Source organism: Streptomyces spongiicola (assembly GCF_003122365.1).
In the GTDB taxonomy this organism is placed as follows: domain Bacteria; phylum Actinomycetota; class Actinomycetes; order Streptomycetales; family Streptomycetaceae; genus Streptomyces; species Streptomyces spongiicola.
The window spans coordinates 1,591,477-1,609,275 of the sequence record NZ_CP029254.1 but is presented as its reverse complement, the minus strand read 5'-3'; the positions used below and the strand labels follow the sequence as shown (position 1 = coordinate 1,609,275).

Annotated in this window: 11 protein-coding genes; all 11 read right to left on the bottom strand. The window is 74.7% G+C overall.

All coding sequences use genetic code 11. The annotated features are described in order from the left end of the window. Positions 1 to 501: 501 nt before the first annotated feature. The 11 genes from DDQ41_RS06950 to DDQ41_RS06895 all read right to left on the bottom strand — a co-directional run bounded on the left by DDQ41_RS06950 (position 502) and on the right by DDQ41_RS06895 (position 17,626). Complete coding sequence (locus tag DDQ41_RS06950; RefSeq protein WP_109293691.1) at positions 502 to 1,734, bottom strand: FHA domain-containing protein; 1,233 nt, start codon at positions 1,732 to 1,734, stop codon at positions 502 to 504. 104 nt (positions 1,735 to 1,838) lie between these two features. Continuing rightward, a complete protein-coding gene (locus tag DDQ41_RS06945) occupies positions 1,839 to 3,197 on the bottom strand; it encodes a vWA domain-containing protein (RefSeq protein ID WP_109293690.1) in 1,359 nt (452 codons plus the stop codon). Between the two features lie 188 nt (positions 3,198 to 3,385). Next, positions 3,386 to 4,381, bottom strand: a complete 996-nt coding sequence (locus DDQ41_RS32990) for a PP2C family protein-serine/threonine phosphatase (protein ID WP_394342128.1) — start codon at positions 4,379 to 4,381, stop codon at positions 3,386 to 3,388. 768 nt (positions 4,382 to 5,149) lie between these two features. Then, positions 5,150 to 8,182 (bottom strand): serine/threonine-protein kinase, encoded by a 3,033-nt coding sequence (locus tag DDQ41_RS06930; RefSeq protein ID WP_162602626.1) that lies wholly within the window; start codon positions 8,180 to 8,182, stop codon positions 5,150 to 5,152. Positions 8,183 to 8,261: 79 nt separating this feature from the next. Next, positions 8,262 to 9,548: a coiled-coil domain-containing protein gene (locus DDQ41_RS06925; protein WP_109293688.1), complete on the bottom strand. Its 1,287-nt coding sequence runs from the start codon at positions 9,546 to 9,548 to the stop codon at positions 8,262 to 8,264. 284 nt (positions 9,549 to 9,832) lie between these two features. Next, positions 9,833 to 10,786 (bottom strand): glutamate ABC transporter substrate-binding protein, encoded by a 954-nt coding sequence (locus DDQ41_RS06920; protein ID WP_109293687.1) that lies wholly within the window; start codon positions 10,784 to 10,786, stop codon positions 9,833 to 9,835. Between the two features lie 254 nt (positions 10,787 to 11,040). Continuing rightward, the gene (locus DDQ41_RS06915; RefSeq protein ID WP_262508647.1) at positions 11,041 to 12,474 is read right to left on the bottom strand and encodes a hypothetical protein; all 1,434 of its coding nucleotides are present in this window, start codon (positions 12,472 to 12,474) and stop codon (positions 11,041 to 11,043) included. A gap of 453 nt (positions 12,475 to 12,927) precedes the next feature. Continuing rightward, the gene (locus DDQ41_RS06910) at positions 12,928 to 13,980 is read right to left on the bottom strand and encodes an N-acetylglucosamine kinase (protein ID WP_449451404.1); all 1,053 of its coding nucleotides are present in this window, start codon (positions 13,978 to 13,980) and stop codon (positions 12,928 to 12,930) included. 65 nt (positions 13,981 to 14,045) lie between these two features. Next, positions 14,046 to 15,353: a 6-phospho-beta-glucosidase gene (locus DDQ41_RS06905; protein WP_109293685.1), complete on the bottom strand. Its 1,308-nt coding sequence runs from the start codon at positions 15,351 to 15,353 to the stop codon at positions 14,046 to 14,048. Positions 15,354 to 15,360: 7 nt separating this feature from the next. After that, a complete protein-coding gene (locus DDQ41_RS31175; protein ID WP_162602625.1) occupies positions 15,361 to 15,522 on the bottom strand; it encodes a hypothetical protein in 162 nt (53 codons plus the stop codon). Between the two features lie 457 nt (positions 15,523 to 15,979). Continuing rightward, positions 15,980 to 17,626 carry a ricin-type beta-trefoil lectin domain protein gene (locus DDQ41_RS06895; protein ID WP_109293684.1) on the bottom strand — a complete coding sequence of 549 codons (1,647 nt, stop codon included), beginning with the start codon at positions 17,624 to 17,626 and terminating at the stop codon, positions 15,980 to 15,982. Positions 17,627 to 17,799: the final 173 nt, after the last annotated feature.

Here is a 17,799-nt window from a genome sequence, read left to right as displayed (position 1 = left end):
TGCCACCCGCACCCTGCCTCGGGTGCCGTGCGCCCGGCTCCCGCAGTGCGTGCCGGGCGGGCTCATCCCCGCCCGCCCGCTCGTCCGCCAACGGGTCAACGGGTCAACGGGTCAGCGGGCCGACCGGCCAGCGGGCCGGCGGTGCTGCGGACGCGTGAGGAAGATCACGTCGAGGGGTGTTCCCCGCACACGCCCGCGTACTTCGTCCCGCTGCGCGGAGCCGGGCCGGTCGGTGCCTGCTCCCGACGACCGGAAGACCGGCACGCCGACGGCCTGCCGCGGCGGGTGGCGCAGAGCGGGCAGTTCCGCTTGCCGCCCACCCTGACCGCGGGCGTTCTCGACCCGGGCGAAGCGCTCGCGCTCCGGCAGCGCGGAGGGCGGCCGGAGCGGGAGCGCTTCGGGCGACCGTGAGCGGGGTCGCCGCCGGCCGCGGCTGGACGACTCCGAGGGGCCGTATGTCCTGGCCCCCCGAAGCGCCCGGGGCCGCCTGGCGACCGGGGCTCAGCCCCGGCGGATGGTGATCGTCGTCCAGGCGCCCACATGCACCCGGTCGCCGTCCCGCAGCGGCACGGGGACGTACGGCTGGATGGGGTCCTCCGCGCCGTTCACCGTGGTGCCGTTGGTGGAGTTCTGGTCGACGACGGCCCACGACCCGTCCGGCTGCTGGATCAGGAGCGCGTGCTTGTGCGAGACGCCCGGGTCCTCCGGCGGCACCGACAGGTCTATGTCGGGCGACTCGCCGGTCGAGTGCCGGCGGCGGCCGATGGTGATCTGGTCCCCGGAGAGCGCGAGCTGCTGCTCCGGCGAGTACGCGGGCAGGTTCAGTCCGGCCGCCTCGGGGCCGCTGCGCTGCATCATCGCCATGAAGTACTCGCGATCGGGGGCGATGGCCACCGTCCAGCCGGCGGGCTCGTAGGGACTCTGCTGCGGCGGGGGCGCCGGGTGCTGCTGCCCCCCGGGCCGCTGCTGGGCATGCGGCTGCTGGGCGTGCGGCTGCGGGGGCGGGGGCGGGGAGAGCATCCAGTCGTCGTCACCGGCGCTCAGCGGCTGCTGCGGAGGAGCCGGGACGGCCTGCGGGAAGCCGGGAGGCGCCGGCGGGCCGGACGGGTACCCGTACTGCGGCTGGGCCGCCGGCCGGCTGAACTCGGGCGGGCCGGCGGGGCGCTGCTGCCCGGGCGACTCGGAGACGTCCTCGGAACCGGACGTCCCCGGCCCCGGGTACGGCCCCGGGAACGGCGGCGGGGGAGCGGGAGGGGGAGGGGGCCCTCCGTGCGGCGGCCGGGGCGCCGGCGGTTCGCCGCCGAGCGGCTCGGCGGGCCGGTTCATCTGCGAGGGCCGCGAGCCCTGGTACTCGAACGGGTCCTGCGGGCGCGGCTGCTGCGCCTGGAAGCCGGGCGGCAGGTCCAGCCCGGACGGCGGATCGCCGGGGCCCGGCCGGTGGGGCGGGGCCACGGGGGTGTACGACGTCGCCGTGTTCGTGAGGAAGTTCCAGCGGCACTCCTCGCAGAACGGGGCCATGGGCTCGCGGGGCGTACGGCACTGCGGGCACAGCTCGGCCTGGGCGGTGGCGTTCGGGTCTCCGGGCCCCGGGTATCCGTAGCCCGGTGCGGGCGGCGGCGCAGGGGCCGGCGGCGGAACCGCGCCCGCCGGAGCCCCCGCCCCGGCCATCCGATGGCCGCAGACCTCGCACCAGTCGTCGGAACCCGACCGGTGTCCGTTCGGGCAGGTCGGCATGTCGGCGCTTCCCCCTCTCCTCCGTCCGGCGGGCGAGCCGGACTCTCCTTGGTGCGCTCTTTCGTTCGGTGACCGCTGCCGGCGGTCCCTGATCGCGGCGTGATCTACTTCTTTACGCGAACTGTCCTCGTGGAGCGCGTTTCGAGTGTCATCTCGTCCGCTTCCGCGACCCTTGCCTTCAGCCGCACAGTACCCGTCGCCGCGTCGACGACGTCCACCACCTTCGCCAGCAGCTTCGCGGTGTCCTCGTTGCCGGAGGCCGCCGCCAGTTGCACGGCGCGGCCCAGTTTCGCGGTGGCGTTGTCGAGATCACCGAACTTGCGGGCGTCCAGGCCCTGCCGGATGACCTGTGCCAGTTCGGCCTGACCCGTGTAGTGGGCGACCTGGGGGCTGATGGCGGTCGAAGCCGCCAGGTCGTCGGTCCACACCGCCCGCACGAGCCCCTGCGCGAGCGGGCGCGGGGCGCCGCCGGCCGGATCCGGGATGATCAGCGAGGCCCGGGCCGCCAGCATCTCCCTGCCGACGCCGGCCTCCGGCACGCGCACGCGCACGTGGTAGTCGCGGGACTCGTCGCCCCAGGAGCCGGTCGGATAGTCGCCGAAGCGGACCCCCGCCTCCCGGCGCCTGCCGGTCAGATCCTCCACCGCGGGCGCCACCTGCTTCACGAACACGACCTCCGCGCCGACCGGGGTCCAGAGCCGCAGGGCCACGGCCGCGACCTCCTTGCCCATCGCGTTCTCCATCATCCTTGTGAAGTCGGCGGCGAGCCCGGACGGATCAGCGACGATGTCGGCCGTGCCGAGCAGCGCGGAGGCGATGCCGGTGACTTCCCCGACCTCCCAGTCGGTGCCCACGCCGCGCGCGTCGCAGGTGAAGCGCCCGGCGCAGGCGTCCAGGACGGCACGCAGGTCCTCAGGCCTCTCGTGCTCGTTGCGGCCGTCGGTGAGCAGGATGCCGTGCCGGATCGGCACGTCGGCGCCGCCCAGCAACCGGTCCGCCAGCCGCAGCCAGGTGCCGATCGCGGTGCCGCCGCCGGCGCTCAGCCCGCGCAGCGCCTCCTTGGCCCGGGCCCGGGTCGTCGCGTCGGCCGCCGCCAGCCGGCCGCCGCCCGGATACACCTCCGCGGCCATGTGCGTTCCCGAGACCACGGCGAACGCGGTGCCGTCGCGCAGGGTGTCGACGGCCGCGGCCGTGGCGTCGCGCGCGTTGCGCATCTTCGTCGGCGGATAGTCCATGGAGCCCGAGCAGTCGACCATCACGACCACGGCGGCGTCCGTCCGCCGTCCCGGCGGGGAGGCGGCCGAAGCGGAAGTCCCGACGAGGTGAGCACCGCCGCTCGTGCCGCCGCCGGCGGAGGTGACCGTCACGATCGCGTTCACCTCGCGCCCGCCCTCGGGCAGGTACTCGTTCTGGTACACCTCGACGGAGAACCGCGGCGCGTTCGTCTCGGAGTTATCGGCCATCCGAACTGGCTCCTCGATGCTCAGCTGGGCAGACAGACGTGGCGTGGGGGTGCCGGACGAAAGCGGACGCGGGGGCGCGGATGCGTGACCGTGCTCAGGGGCAGGGGCAGGGGCAGGGGCAGGGGCGGGGGCAGAGTGGAGCAGGAGCAGGAGCAGGAGCAGGAGCAGGGGCAGGGGCAGGAGCAGGGTCAGGCCGATCCTGCCCCCTGCCGGCGCATCGCGAACGGGAGCACGGCCACTGTTACGTTGTCGTGGCCCCCGCCGTCGAGCGCATGGCCGACCAGGACCCGCGCCCCGTGCAGTGGCCGGCCCGCCGCGTCGGGCGGCAGGACCTGCGCCATCTCCTCCGGCGCCTCCGCGTAGTTCCACAGGCCGTCCGTGCACACCACCACCACACCGGGGCGGTCCGGCTTGAACGCGGCCGTGTGGGGTTCCAGCTCCCATGCGTCCGCGCCGAGCCAGCCGGTGATCGCGTGCGCGCGCTCGTCCGCGTACGCCTCGGCCTCGCTCATCAGGCCGGCGGAGACCATCTGGGCCGCCCAGGAGTCGTCCTCGGTGAGCCGGGCGGGTGGGCCGCCGCGGTCGTCCGGGATCCAGTACGCCCGGCTGTCGCCCACCCAGCCCACCACCAGCAGCTCACCGGCGGTGACGGCGCCCACCAGCGTGCACGCGGGAGCGTTGCGGTGGCGGTGCGGGTCGTGCTGCAAGGCCGTGCCGGGCTCCGCCGCCAGGGAGTTGACCGCGGCGGCGGCGGCGAGGATCGCCTCGTGCATCGCCTGTTGCGGATGCGTGCCCCGGGGCAGCGACTCGAGCAGGTGCTCGCTGGCGCAGCCCGCCGCGGCCGAGGACGCCTCGTCGGGCCGGGTGGCCGAGGACACACCGTCGCAGACGATCGCGATCACGGCCGGTGAGCCGTCGGGCAGGGCCGTGGACGACACCGCGAAGGAGTCCTCGTTGCGGTGGTGCCGCAGCCCCCGGTCGCTGACCGCGGCCACGCCGGACAACTCCTGCTCCATGTGATCGCGCTCGCGCGGCTGGGCGTGCCCGCAGCGCTCGCAGTAGCCGTCGGGATCCACCTGACCGGCGCGGCACGCGACGCAGAGCATCGCGGCGGGCGGGGGCGCGCCCCAGCCCCCGCCGGAGCCATCGTCGGAGCCCCCGCCGGGGATCCCACCGTGGTGCACGCCGGGGTGCTCACCGTGGTGCACGGCGGCGAGGGGGCCGGGCGGGGTCGGCTGGCAGCCGCCTGCCCCTGGCTCCGGGCCCGGGTGTGCCCCCGGTCCTGGTCCTGGTCCTGTTCCCGCTCTTGGTCCTGTTCCCGCTCCTGGGCCCCATCCTGGTCCTGTTCCCGCTCTTGCTCCCGTTCCTGTTCCCGGTCCCGTTCCTGTTCCCGGTCCTGTTCCTGTTCCCGGTCCTGTTCCCGGTCCCATTCCCGGTCCCAGTCCGGAGACCGGGGACGGACCGGGTGTTCCGGGCGTGGGTCCGCCCGCCGCGGTCGGCCCGAACCGCGCTTCAGCGCCGGTCTGCCGGACCGCCGGAGGCGCCGTGGCGGAGGCCGGCACCGTGTCCGGGTGCTCGAAGTGGACGGGGGCCGCCGCCAGTTCACGGCCCCCCGAGTCGGTACCCGGAAGCTCTCCGGGCCGTTGCAGCGTCCCCGGCAGTCCGGGTCCGCCGGGTTCGGGGGCCTGGGGTGCCTCGGGCCAGTCCACCCGGGTGCCCGAGGCGGCGGCGGGGCGCTCCCGGGGCGGCCGGGGCACCACGGAGAGGTCGTACCCGCACGCTCCGCAGAACAGATCGCCGGATTCGAGCGGTTCCCCGCAGCCGGGGCACGTCGACCAGGCCGCCTGCTGGGGCATCTGCGGCGTCATTCGCTTCCACCTCGCCTTGATGTGCCGGTCACGCCCGGGTCCTTCCACCGGACGTGAGGGGTCGTGTCCCCCGACGGGGCGGCATCACACCCACGTCCGTGGGCGGTAGCGGTTGGCCCGCTCCACCAGTTCGATGCGCTCCCCGCCGTCCGGCGCGAGCCTGGCAAGCATCCTGAACGAGCGTTCGAGGCCGAAGCGCAGTCCCCGTTCGTCGAGTTCGCTGCCGAGCAGAACCGTTCTCGCCGACCGGGCGCCGGTACTGCCGGAGAGTACCCAGTCCAGCGCCGCGCCCAGCACCTCCGCGGACAGCCGCTCACGCCGCACCGCGTCCAGTCCGAGCCCCTCCAGCGCCGTGACCTGGTCGGCGGCGGCCGAGAGGTCGTCGATGAGCGCATCCTCCGCGGCGCGCCGGCGCAGCCGTGCCCGCACCGCCGCGACCCGGGCGGCCGTGTAGTGGATCGACGACTCGGGGACGGAGTCGAGCGTGCGGACGGCCGCGGTCCGGTCGCCGGCCGCGAGTTGCACCCGGGCCAGTCCGAACCCGGCGCTCACATAGCCCGGATCCGTGGTCCACACCAGGCGGTAGTACTCCGCCGCGTTGTCCGGCTGGCCGAGCACCTCGGCGCAGAGGGCGAGCGCCAGCTTGGGCGCGGCTTCGCCCGGGAACGCGTCATAGACCGCGTCGAAGGAGAGCGCGGCCGTCTCGTCGTCGCCGGTGGCGAGTGAGGCGACGCCGCGGTACCAGACGACCCGCCAGTCGTCGGGCTGCCCGGCCTCGAGATCGGCCAGGAGGTCGGCCGCGGCGGTGAGTTCGCCCGTCTCCAGCCGTGCCCGCAGCTCGCGCAGCCGCAGTTCCGGGGAGTCCGCGGGTGCGCCTCCCAGCGCGGCGATCAGTTCGGCGGGCGCGGAGGCCAGGAGACCCGCGAGAAAGCCCGCGTTGGGGTCGCTCGGGTCGACGAGGGGGACCGGCAGTGCCAGTGCGGTCGCGCGGACGTCCAGGTCCGCGAGGTGCGGCCGCCCGGCCGCCGACCGGCCCCCGAGCTGTGCCGGAGGGGCTGCCTGCGGCGGGACGCCGGCCGGGCCGGAGGCGTACGGATGCGGGTCGCCGGGGGCACCGGGACCGGGGGTGCCTGCCGCCACCGTCCCGGCGGCACCAGGTCCGGCGGCACCCGTCCTGGTGGCACCAGGTCCGGCGGCACCCGTCCCGGCGGCACCAGGTCCGGCCGCGTCCGGTCGGCTCCCGGTCCCCTGCGCCGGCACCTGCCGGGCGGGTGCCGACGGCCGTGCGGCCGCCTGTCCACCGGAGCTTCCCGGCATCTGCCGGGTGCGGGTCACCGCGGGCACTCCGCGGCTCCGTCGCGGGGGCCGCCCGGTCCCCAGCGTCGAGACCTCGCCGTGGAGTTCGGCGAACAGCTCCGTGTCCGTGACGCGCAGCTCCGGGCCGAACAGGGTCGACAGCGAAGGGCGCGGCCGGCCCGTCTGCACCGCGACGACCTCCCTGAGCACTCCCGTCAGCTGGTCCGCCATCTCCTGAGCGGAGGCGAACCGGCGCGCCGGGTCGGGGTCGGTCGCGCGGACGAGGAGCCGGTAGAACGACTCGTACGTCCGGAACACCTCGATGTTGGCCGGGTCCGGGAGGGAGTCCGCGAACACGTTGGTGAAGCCCTGGAAGTCGAACGTCAGCACCGCCAGGGTGCGGGCCACCGTGTAGAGGTCCGACCCGACCGACGGGCCGACCTCGGCCACCTCCGGTGCCTGGTAGCCGACGGTGCCGTAGATCGCCGACTCCTCGTCGTCCATCCGCCGTACGGCGCCCATGTCTATGAGCTTGAGCCGGTCCTCGGTCTGGATGGCGTTGTCGACCTTGAAGTCGCAGTACAGGAGGTTCCGGCTGTGCAGATGCCCGAGCGCCTCCAGCGCCTCGATGCCGTACGCGCACGCCTGCTCGACCGGCAGCGGGGCGCGTCTGCCGTCGGGCGCGCGCCGCTCGTTGGCGAGTTCCTTGAGGGACTTGCCCCCCACGTACTCCATGACGATGTAGCCGTCCAGGGAGCCGGTCCGCTGGTCCAGGTGCTCGACGAAGTTGTAGATGCGGACGATGTTCGGGTGCTCGATCTCCGCGAGGAACCGGCGCTCGGAGATGGCCGCCGCCATCGCGTCCTGGTCGCCGGTGTCCAGCAGTCCCTTGAGGACGACCCAGCGGTCGGACACCGCCCGGTCCACGGCGAGGTAGATCCAGCCGAGGCCGCCATGGGCCAGACAGCCCGTCACCTCGTACTGCCCGTGGACGATGTCCCCCTCACGCAGTTTGGGGACGAAGGAGTACGGGTGTCCGCACTTGGTGCAGAAGCCCTCCGTGCGCCCCGGGCGGTCGCCGCGCGCACGTCCCACCGGCGCTCCGCAGTCGCCGCGGCTGCAGAATCGCTTCCGCTCCGGGACTTCCGGCTCCGCCATCACCGCTGAACGCGGTTCGGGGCGCGGCACGTCCGGGACCGAGACCAGCCCGGCTCCCAGACGGTGCCGGCCCGACGAGGACGTCGAGGAGCCGGAGCTGCGGACCGACACCGAGCGGCCCGAGCCGCGTTCGGACAGCGAACGGGACAGCCGGCCCGAGACCGACCGCCGTGACGCCGACGAACCTGACGCCCGGGCTGAACGGGCTGAACGGGCTGAGCCTGGTGAGTCGGATGAGCGGGGTGAGCCGGGTGAGCCGGACGAGCGGGAGCCCGACGATGAGCTGTCTCGTGCCGGGCCGCTGATCACGCTCCGGCCGTCTCCCGTGGCACCGGTGGGGTGCGACCGCCGCGCTCCGCTCCTCGCGACCACCGGGGCGAGTCCGCAGGTGCCGCAGTAGAGTTCGCCGCCGCCGACGTCCTCGTACGCTCCATCGCAGCCGGGGCGCTGGCAGGCACCTGCGGGTGCGGGTGCGGGTGCGGGTGCGGGCGAGGGGGAGGGCGAGGGGGAGTAGGGGGCCGCCGTGGCGTTCGCCGTCGCGGGGCCGGCGCCCCGCCCGCTCTCGGGGGCGAGTCCGCAGGTGCCGCAGTAGAGTTCGCCGCCGCCGACGTCCTCGTACGCTCCGTCGCAGCCCGGACGGCCGCACGTCGTCAGGTCACTCACGGTTCCCCCTGCCCGTCAGCCGGCCCGGTCGCCGATGCCGCGGACGGGAGCCGGGTGGCGGCGCCGGCCCGGGCGCGGATCACGGCTCCCCCCGGTGGCCGCCGCCGTCCGCGGATCCCGGCTGCCGCGGTACCAGCACCTCCGCGGCGGCACGCTGGTAGCGCAGCACCGCCTGCTCCGCGGCGCGCAGATCGCACGGTGCGCTCCACAGCATCCGGCGGGCCACGTCGTACCGCTCGATCAGCAGCGGGTCCTCGGCCATGCCGTGCCGGGCGACCTTCGCCTTGTAGGCGTCGAGCCGGCCGCGCAGCTCGGCGCGGACCGCCAGCGGCGCCGTCACGGCCGTCAACGACTCGCGCGCACGGAGCAACTCGTCCTCGGCCTCCCGCTCCAGTGACTCCAGCAGCGGAGACAGCCGGTGCCACTGGGCGTGCCTGCGGTACTCGGCCGCGGTGGCCAGCCGCTCCTGCAACACGGTCGGCGGACCGCTGACCGCGGGGACCTCGGACGCGGCGATCCTCGCCAGTACCTCGCCCCGCGCGGCGCGCGCCTCGGTCAGTGTGCGGTCCGCCCGGGAAAGCACGTCCCGCAACCGCAGGAGCCTCGTCTCCGAGTCCTGCCGCACCGCGAGGACCGCCTCGATCTCCCGGCGGACGTCCTCCAGCGAACGAGCCGCCCGGTCGTAGCGCCCCGTGTCGGGACGGCCGCCGCCGGGTGCCGAACTCGCCGTCGCCGGCGACCAGAACGCCAGCGGGTCCGATACGGCCTGCACCCTCAGCTCGGACAGTTCCCGGGTGATCGAGTCCAGCTCGTCGCCTGCCGGGTGCTCGCCCGGCCGCACGCCCACCGAGTGGGCCAGGGAACGGGTCCGCTGCAACTCCGCCGCCAGCAGATCGATACGCGCGGGGAGCGCCGACCACACCGCGTCGGCGGCCACCACCACGTCCAGCGAGCGGGCGTACAGCGTGTTCATCCGGCCGACCAGGGCCTCCAGGGTGAAACGCTCCGAGAGCTTTGCGGGCCCGTCCGAGGAGGGCGCGGGCCGGGCGGCGGCACTCGCCACGGCGACGCTCGGCCCGCGCAGCCGGTCCGTCAGCGCCACCAGGTCGTCCCGGCTCGGCCAGCGGCGCCGGGCCCGCAGTTCACGCGCCGAGCGCAGCGCCCCCGCGTAGGCGTCGAAGTAGCCCCACAGCAGCGCGATCGCCTGTTCCGTCGAGGCCCAGCGGTCCCTGGTGACGCCCGTCAGCTCCGCCCCCTCCAGGAGCCTGCGGCCCGCATGGTCCTGGAGGGCGAGGAGCGAGGTCTCGATCGCCTCGTGCTCCTCGCCGAGCCGCGCCAGCGCACGGTCCACCTCGTCCCGGTCCATTACCGGCCCGGGGAGTCCCGCGACGCTCATCGATCACCTCTCCGCTCGTGTACTCGCCACCGCCGCCCGGCGTCACCGCCGGTGCGGCCTTCCCGTCGACCGCCGTGGATCCGCCGTCGTCCGTCTGCTTCCGTGGAGCGCCGTGGATCCGCCGTCGTCCGTCTGCTTCCGTGGAGCGCCGTGGATCCGCCGTCGTCCGTCTGCTTCCGTCGACTGTCGGTTTCCGTCGACCGCCGTCGACCGTCCGTGTCCGCCAACCGCCTCCGGCCGCCCGCCGGGCGCCGTCATTCCTCCCGGTACTTCGGCGCCGGGGGGCCGGGTATGCCGGGCAGGTCCTCCTTCAGCCACTTGACGTACGCCCGCGTCCAGGGGCCCGCCCGGTACCGCTCAAGCACCTGGTTGACCCTGCGGACGAGGTCGTCCCTGCCAAGTCTGGCGGCCACGCCGTAGTACTCGGTGGTGAACGGCCCGTCGCCCTTGAGTTCGACGGACGGGTCCTGCGCGGCCTGGCCCGCTGCGAGGGCCGCGTCCGTCACGACCGCGTCCACCTCGCCGAGTTGCAGCCGGACCAGGCAGTCCAGCTGGTTGGGGACCGTCAACCGGTTCCGGTCGCCGGGACCGTCGTCGTCCTCGTCCTTGAACAGCGCCCCGTGCGAGTCCTTCGCCAGCGCGTCGTAGGCCGTCGAGCCCTCGGCGGAGCAGACCCGCCGGCCCCTGAGGGATTCGTCGAAGCCGGTGATCGTGGACTGCCGGGGCGCCAGCACCTGCTGGCCGGTGCGGAAGTACGCCGTGGAGAAGGCGACCTGTCTGATCCGGGCGCAGTTGATGGTCATCGTCCTTACGACGAGGTCCACGGTGCCGTTGTCGAGCGCGGCGATTCGCTGGTTGGTCGGCACCGCCCGGAAGACGATCTTCTCGGGGTCTCCCAGGATGTCCCGGGCGATCGCCCGGGACAGATCGATGTCGAAGCCCTCCAGCCCGCCGTCCGCCCGGCGGTATCCCCAGCGGTAGCTGTTCTGGTCGATGCCGACGATGAGGCGGCCGCGCTGCTTGATCTCCTCGATCGCCGGGCCGTCCGCCGACGAGGGCCGCAGCGACGCCTCGGGGCTGGTGCAGTCGTCGGCCTTCGCGGGTGGTGCGGCCGTCTGCTCGGCGCTCCGGAGCGCGCCGGCCGACGGCCCTCCCCGCGAGAGCGGGAGCAGGGTGAGGGAGGCGGTGAGCGCGCAGGCAGCCGCCATCCAGGCGACACCGCCCCAGCCGCGCAGCCGCAGCGGGACAAGCCCCCTCTGGCGCGCAGGTCGCGGCCGGGCCGCCCTCACGGCTTCGGCCCCCGGTGTCCCGCCCGGTGTCCCGTCGGGTGTTCCGCCCGGTGTCCCGCCGGGCGTTCCGTCGGGTGTTCCGCCCGGTGTTCCGCCGGGCGTTCCGTCGGGTGTTCCGCCCGGTGTCCCGCCGGGTGTCCCGTCCGGCATCGGGTCAGCCACTTCTCCCCCTCTCACCGGTACTCCGACAGTCGGCGGCCGATGCCCAGCACGGCGCCTGCCGCGCCGGCGACCGTCAGCACGGCGGCCCCGGCCGGCAGGCCCGCCAGCGCGCCCCGGCCGCCCTCGGCGGCCTCGGTGAACTCGGCCTGCTCATGCGCCAGCGCCCTCTCCAGCGCGGCGTCCACCCGGTCGAAGCACTGGCCCGTCGAACCCTCGCCGCCGATCACCTTGGCGAGCGCGCCGTCGTAGTCGCCCGCCCGGTCGCTCTCACCGGCCTGCCGGTGCCGGCTCCTCCACTCGGACGCCGCGGAGACCGCCTGCGCGACCGGTGCGCGACCCGCACCGTCACCGGCGAGTTGCCCGGCGCGGCCGAGCGAGGCGGTGAGCCGGCTCATTCCCGAGGCGTAGCCCGCCTCGTACTTGTCGCCCTTGCCGTCCTCGGTGAGCACCGCACCCCGTGCGACCAGGGTCAGATTCTCGTTGGCCCGGGCCTTGAGGCTGCTGATCCTGGCGTCGTTGAGGACCGTCAGGGACTGCTGTCCCTCGGCCCGGGCCTCGTCGAGCCCCGCTCTCGCGAGTGCGTGCCCGGCGCCGAGCCAGAGCAGCGTCACCGTGCACGCCGCGGTGGCGGCGAGCAGCCCGGGGTTGAACACCCGGTTCGTACGCAGGTAGTCGCGGCGCTGCGCCCAGACCAGAGCGCCGAGCGCCACCACCCCGAGCCCCAGCGACATGGTGGGCCACGCCCGGGCGCCGCCGTGGTCGTCTTCGAGCCGGGCCGTCTCCTCCTCGTAGAGCTTCTGTGCCGCCGGCAGCAGTTCGGTGGTCATCGACTCGTTCGCGTACCGCAGATAGGCCCCGCCGAGGGGGAGGCTCTGGCGGTTGCCCGCCCGTGCCCGCTCGACGAGGCCCGTGTAGCGGGGGAGTTGTTCGTTGAGCACGGTGATCCAGCGCCGTGAGTCCGTCGAACCGTCCGTGTTCGCGGCGGCCTTCACCAGCAGCCGCGAGGCGCCGGCGATGTCCTCGCGGTAGCGCTCCCGCACCGCGGCGGGCTCCTGTGCCCCGGCCAGGAAGCCGCTCGCGGCGGCCGTGTCGGCGTCGGCGAGCGAGCGGTAGATGCTCGCCGCGTCCGCGCTGAGCGGCTGGCTGCGGTCGACCACGGCGTCGGCGGAGGCCGAACGGCCGGTGATCTCGACAGCCGTCGCGGCGCCGAACGCCAGCACCAGCGCCGCCAGTACGGCGCCGATGATGCGCAGCCGCCCGGGCTCCGTCGTCGCGGCGGCGCGCAGCCGCGACGAGGTCTCCGCCCAGGCGCTCTCCCGCGCGGGCGGCCCCGGAGACGGCGCCGGCCGACCGGCAGAGGGGCGTGACCCCGGGCCGGATGCCGGGCCGGACTGCGCCGGGACGTGCGGCACCGGAGGCGCGGGCGGGCCCGCCGCGCTCGGCATGTGTGTCAACTGACCTCCCCCTCGGTCATCTGACGGCGTCCGACCTCCCGCGGGTGGGGAACTGCTTCCGGCCAGAAGTATGGCCGCGGGAGCGGACATTCCACACCTAGCGTTCACAGGATCTTGTGTCATCCGGCGTGTCGCGTCAATGCCGCCGCGTCCTGGTACGCCGTCCTGGTACCTCGTCCTGAATACGCCGCCGAAGGCTGTTTCGGTTCCGGCCGTCCGTCCGTCCGGCCGTCCGGCCGTCTGCCCGGCGCGCCGGGCACGAGGACGGACACGGTGGTGTACCGGCGCGCCCGACACACCGCCGTGCACCGGTTGTGTCGGTTGCGCGGGTTATGCGGGTTGTACAGGTTGTACAGTTTGTGCCGGTTTCGGCGGACCGGTGACGCCGGCGGGTCCGGTGGGTGGCCAGGCTTCGGCGGACCTGCGGCGGGGCGCCCGATCCCCTTACCGCGGCGCATGGCTCTCGTACCGTGACCGCAGCCGGACCCGTGCCGCCGCCGACGCCCCGAGGTGGTCCAGGCCCAGCAGCGCCGCGCCCAGGACGGGCGGAGCGGTCACCACGGAGACGACCGCCTTCGGCGCCCGGACGGCGAGCGACTTCTCGATCCCGCCGTTCAGCCGGGGGTGCCGCGCCGCCAGCACGCCGCCTCCGAGTACCACGGGGACCTCCTCGCCCAGCAGCCCCAGTCGGCCGAGCGCCACCGTGGACATCAGCACGACCTCCTCCGCGAGCCGGTCGACGATGGCGCCCGCCACGGCGTCGCCGGCCGCGGCGGTCGAGAACAGGACCGGGGCGAGTTCGTGTCTGCGCCCCGTGCCGACACGTCCCAGATGCAGTGCCTCGATGAGCGCGTACATCGACGGCAGGCCGAAGTGCGCCGGCAACGTCCGGGCCAGCTCGGTCGGTTCACCTCGCCCGTCCTCGGCGCGGGCGGCGAACCACAGTGCCTCCTCCCCGAGCGCCGCGCCCCCGCCCCAGTCCCCGGAGATCCTGCCGACGGCCGGGAAGCGCGCGGTACGGCCGTCCGGCGCCATGCCCACGCAGTTGATGCCCGCGCCGCAGACGACGGCGACGCCCCCGGGCTCGTCGACCCCGGCTCGCAGGACCGCGAAGGTGTCGTTGCGGACCTCGCTCGTGGCACCCCAGCCGCGGGCCCGTACGCCAGCCGCCAACTCCGCTTCCTCGAGCGGCAGATCGGCGTTGGCGAGACAGGCGGAGACATGCGTGACGGACCTCAGCCCCGCGCTGCCGAGGGCCTGGCGCACCGTGCCGTCGAGTGCGTCGAGTGCGTCGAGTGCGTCGAGTGCGTCGGGTGCGTTGTGTCGGCCGGATCCGTCGAGTGCGTCGCGTGTGTCGGGTCCGCCGAGTGCGGCGCCCCCCTTCGCGGCGCGCGCCCGCTGCGGCTGGAACCCGCCGCCGCGGGCCGAGCCCAGCACCGAGCCCTCCGTGTCCACCACCGCCACGTCCGTCTTGCTGTTGCCCGCGTCGATGGCCAGGACCGCCGCAGGGGGGCGGCCCGGTTCGGAGCCGGGCACGGCCGGCGCGCCCTCCGCCGGATCGCTCACGCCCACGGAAGGTGCTCCCGGTTGTGGGCGATCAGCCGCTCCGTGAGGGCTTCGGCGTACGCGTACTGGCCGACCAGCGGGTGCGCCAGCAGCGCCTTGAAAACGCGGTCCCGGCCGCCGCGGAGTGCCGCCTCCAGTGCCAGCTCCTCGTAGGCCGTGACGTTCGCGATCAGCCCGCGGTACAGCGGATCGACGTCGGGCGGTGGCAGCGGCACGGCACCCTTGGTGCCGACGACCGCCTGCGTCTCGACGACGGCGTCGTCGGGGAGGAACGGCAGCGTGCCGTCGTTGTGGGTATTGACCACCTGGTAGGGACTGCCCGTCCCCCCGAGGAGTGATGCGACGAGGTCGACGGCGGCCTCCGAGTAGTAGGCGCCGCCCCGCTGGGCGAGCAGTGCGGGCTTTTCGTCCAGCGACGGGTCGCCGTACATCGCCAGGAGCCGTTCCTCCAGGGCCGCGACCTCCGCGGCCCTGGGCGGGGCGGTCCTCGTCTCCCGTACGACCGTGTCGTGCGCGTAGAAGTAGCGCAGGTAGTACGACGGCACCGCGCCGAGGCGGTCCAGGACCTCCCGCGGTAGCCGCAGGTCCCCGGCGAGGGAGCCCGCGTGCCCGGCGAGCAGCCGCGGCAGGACGTCCTCGCCCTCCGGCCCGCCCAGCCGGACACCCGTCTCCCAGGTCAGATGGTTGATGCCCACATGGTCCAGGTGCACCTCGCCCGGCGCGGTGTCCAGCAGCGCGGCGAACTTCCGCTGCAGGCCGATCGCGACGTTGCACAGCCCGACCGCCCGGTGACCGGCGAGGAGCAGCGCACGGGTCACGATGCCGACCGGGTTGGTGAAGTCGACGATCCAGGCGTCCGGGGCCGCGCGCCGCACCCGTTCGGCGATGTCCAGCACCACGGGTACGGTGCGCAGCGCCTTGGCCAGCCCGCCGGCCCCGGTCGTCTCCTGCCCGACGCAGCCGCACTCCAGCGGCCAGGTCTCGTCCTGCTCCCGCGCGGCCTGACCGCCCACGCGCAGTTGCAGCAGCACGGCGTCGGCGCCGGCCACCCCTGCGTCCAGGTCGCCGGTGGTCGAAACGGTCCCGGGGTGACCCTGGCGGGCGAAGATCCGCCGGGCGAGCCCGCCGACCAGGTCAAGCCGGTCGGCTGCCGGGTCGATCAGCACCAGTTCGCCGAGCGGCAGGATCTCCCTCAACCGCGCGAATCCGTCGATCAGTTCGGGTGTGTATGTGGACCCGCCGCCCACGACGGCGATCTTCGCCTGCCGGGGGTCACGGGGGTGGCCCGCGGTGGATTGCGGCATGTTCGTCTCAGCCCTTCATCCGGTCGGTGCGATGCCCTCGACGAGGGCCTCTGTGTGGGAGGTACCCGGCGGCCACCGGCGGCATCACCGCCGTCATCCCCATCACCGTCCCCATCACCGTCACCGCCGTCGCCGCCGTCATCACCTTCATCACCTTCATCACCGTCATCGGGCGCCGCCACCGTCATGGTCGCGCCGCCGCAGGCCTCGCTCCGTGCGGTGCGTCCTCTGGCGGACTTCCGGCCGTCGAAGGGCGTCCGGGCACCGGAGCGACCGCCGGCCCGCAGGCTGGACGGCCCCACTCGGGGGAGCCGCCGTCGCAAGGACCTCGCCGCGGCCGCGCCACCCGCCGGTTGCCGGGAAGCGCCCGGGCTGGTGGTGCGGCCGAAGGGCGACGCGGCCGAAGGGGCGCGTATCCGCCACCCGTGGCCACCCGCGGCCGGACGCGGCCTCTCAGCCGCTCGGCCGCACGCTGGTCGCCCGTCCCGGTGACCGTCCGGGAGTACCGGAGTCCGGGCGCCCGGGAGTCGGGCGGTCGGGGACTAACGGAGTCGGGCGGTCGGGGAGTCGGGGAGTCGGGGAGTAAGGGAGTCGGGCTGTCCGGGTGTCCGGGTGTCCGCCGAACGTCACGGCCCGGCCGTCGCCCTGCCCCTCGTGGGCGATACGAGGGACTCCACGGTCCAGCTCTGATCGCTGCCGCCGGTCACGGTACGAAGCTCCAGAGGCCGCGGGTTCTCCACCCAGTCCGGGTCCGGGACGAGCGCGGCCTCGGGGTCGGTTTTCGGCCGGATCGGGCCCACCGGCTCGACGAGGAAGGCCATCTTCTCCAGCTTCTCCGGATTGTCCGAGTCGCACGGGCGGACACCGACGCCCGCTGCGTCCCCGTCCGTCTTCAGGCAGAACGCGGAGTCGTGGAGGTTGTGGAGTCGTCCCTGCGCGTCCAGGGCCCACCGCTGCGTGGAGGCCTGGGTGCACCGGGCCGCCACGGTGCCGCCGCGCTTGACGACCAGTCCGTCCTCGATGTCCAGGCACAGTCCGCTGCCCGCGTGCATGATCCGCCCGTAGACGAGATCGCCGGGCGGAGGTGTGCTCCCGGCCCCGGGCAGCGCGGGACCGGTGCCGGTCCCGCTGGGGGATACCGGGGCGGCCGGGCGGGCCTCGGCCCGGCCGCCACCGGGCCCCTGCTCCCCGGACTGGCGCTCGGCGATGAGCAGCAGGGGGACCGATACGGCGGCCACTGCGGCCACCGCACCGGCTACGCGCGCCCAGCGCCCCGGTCGGCGCCGCGCGGGGCGGTCTACCGGTCCGGGGTTCCACAGCGTGCTGTCCCCGACTTCCGGCCGGCCTGCCGGTGGGGGACCGGGGGCCGGGGTGGGGGCCCGCTGCGCGACGGCGGACGCGTACGCCGCACCGTCACGGACGAGCAGCCCGTCGGCCAGTGCGGTGCGCAGGTCGTCGGAGAGCAGGATCAGTTGCGTCAGCAGCCCCTCGCAGGCGAGGCAGGTGTCGAGGTGGACGGCGAGGTCGCCGCAGCGGGGGTTGGTGCCGGCGACCGCCGCGGCCTCGACGAGGCGCCGGAAGCCGTTGCAGCGGGTGTCCCCGGCGCGCTCCGCGTGTGCCTGTAGCAGGGCGCCGTGCAGGGACTGCCGGGCCCTGGCCAGCAGGGCCGGAACGGCGTCCGGCGACACCCCGGTGTAGGTCGCGACCCTCTCGTCCGGCTCCTTGTCCACCAGCGAGTACCACAGGAGACCCCTGGCGGCCTCGGGGAGGGCGAAGAAGCCCTCGCGGAGCGCCTGCTGCTGCTCCGACGGAGTCGGCCCGGCGGGCCGGCCACCGCGGTCCTCGCCGTGGCCGCCCGCCCGGCTCTCGCCGTGGCCGTCCGCCCGGTCCTCGCCGTGGCCGTCCGCCCAGCCGAGGAAGGCGGGTTCGAGCAGGGGCCGCCTGCCGCCTCGGGCCCAGCTCAGGGCGGTGCGGTGCACACACGTCAGTACGAAGTCGCGCCAGGTGCCGCTGGGGTCGAAGCCCGAGCGTGCGGCTTCGGCCGCCCGTTCCAGCGCCTCGCGCGCCAGCCGGTCGGCGGCCACCCGGCCCCGGGTGCACAGCTGTGCGCAGACCAGGGCGAAGGCGATATGGCGCCGCTTCAGCTCGCTCTCGGCCCCGTCGTCGACCGGGCCTCGGGAGCGGATGCGCTCGGCGAGTTCCGAGTCCGCGGCCTGCGAGCAGCCGCTCTCCCAGGACGCGGTCGTCGGAACGACCTTCTGCAGCTCATGCATCGGACCCCTCACTTGCCGCGCTCCGCGCCCCTGGTGCTTCGTGCGCCGCGGAGGTGTTGGTTACAGGGGATTACGGGGGAACGGCGCCCCCCGCTCAACTCCTCGACCTCGGGTTGCGGTTGGGAAGCCCTCACGGTGCGGGCGCGGACGCGGCGAGGGGGAGTGCTTCCGCC

Excerpts from the sequence above, each read along its gene's own strand:
- DDQ41_RS06895 (WP_109293684.1), bottom strand. The coding sequence starts at position 17,626 with ATGCATGAGCTGCAGAAGGTCGTTCCGACGACCGCGTCCTGGGAGAGC.
- DDQ41_RS06950 (WP_109293691.1), bottom strand. The coding sequence starts at position 1,734 with ATGCCGACCTGCCCGAACGGACACCGGTCGGGTTCCGACGACTGGTGC.
- DDQ41_RS31175 (WP_162602625.1), bottom strand. The coding sequence starts at position 15,522 with ATGACGGTGATGAAGGTGATGAAGGTGATGACGGCGGCGACGGCGGTG.
- DDQ41_RS06945 (WP_109293690.1), bottom strand. The coding sequence starts at position 3,197 with ATGGCCGATAACTCCGAGACGAACGCGCCGCGGTTCTCCGTCGAGGTG.
- DDQ41_RS06920 (WP_109293687.1), bottom strand. The coding sequence starts at position 10,786 with ATGGCGGCTGCCTGCGCGCTCACCGCCTCCCTCACCCTGCTCCCGCTC.
- DDQ41_RS06925 (WP_109293688.1), bottom strand. The coding sequence starts at position 9,548 with ATGGACCGGGACGAGGTGGACCGTGCGCTGGCGCGGCTCGGCGAGGAG.
- DDQ41_RS06905 (WP_109293685.1), bottom strand. The coding sequence starts at position 15,353 with ATGCCGCAATCCACCGCGGGCCACCCCCGTGACCCCCGGCAGGCGAAG.
- DDQ41_RS06915 (WP_262508647.1), bottom strand. The coding sequence starts at position 12,474 with ATGCCGAGCGCGGCGGGCCCGCCCGCGCCTCCGGTGCCGCACGTCCCG.